Source organism: Verminephrobacter aporrectodeae subsp. tuberculatae At4 (assembly GCF_000193225.1).
Lineage (GTDB): Bacteria > Pseudomonadota > Gammaproteobacteria > Burkholderiales > Burkholderiaceae_C > Acidovorax > Acidovorax aporrectodeae.
Window position 1 is genome coordinate 1 of record NZ_AFAL01000245.1, and the last position, 484, is coordinate 484.

The following is a 484-nucleotide window of genomic DNA, read 5'->3' on the forward strand; positions in this document are numbered from 1 at the left end:
CGTCGGCGCCGGCACGGAGGAGCCGAATGCGCTCGTGCAGCTCGGCGTGGGCGCGCTCACGACGCCGAACCTGAAAGCCACGCAGGTCGAGCTGTACGAGGGGCTGAGCGCGCGCCCGACCTCGGGCTGGCCGTCGCTGGAGTGCGACGTGAAATCGCTGCTCGGCCTGGGCGCGCGCTTCATGCCCGCAGGGTTCTACAGCAAGACCTTCAAATGGCCGCGCAGGCTGTGGCCGTTGTACGAGGCGCTGATCCGCAAATGCGCCGGCTTTGGCGCGGCGCCCGACATGCCCGACCCCGAGTGCTACGACCATTTGCACCACCACGTGGACGTGCTCGTGGTCGGCGCCGGCGCCTGCGGCCTGCTGGCCGCGTTGCAGGCCGGGCGCGCGGGCCTGAAGACGCTGCTGCTCGACGAGCAGAGCGAGCCCGGCGGCTGGTTGCTCTCGGACCCGGCGGCGCGCATCGACGGGCGCGACGGCGAC

1 protein-coding gene is annotated in these 484 nt (G+C 72.1%); it reads left to right on the plus strand.

The window, feature by feature from the left end:
• The coding region (locus VTU_RS26080; protein WP_010102146.1) for an FAD-dependent oxidoreductase at positions 1-484 on the plus strand (484 nt) is incomplete at both ends.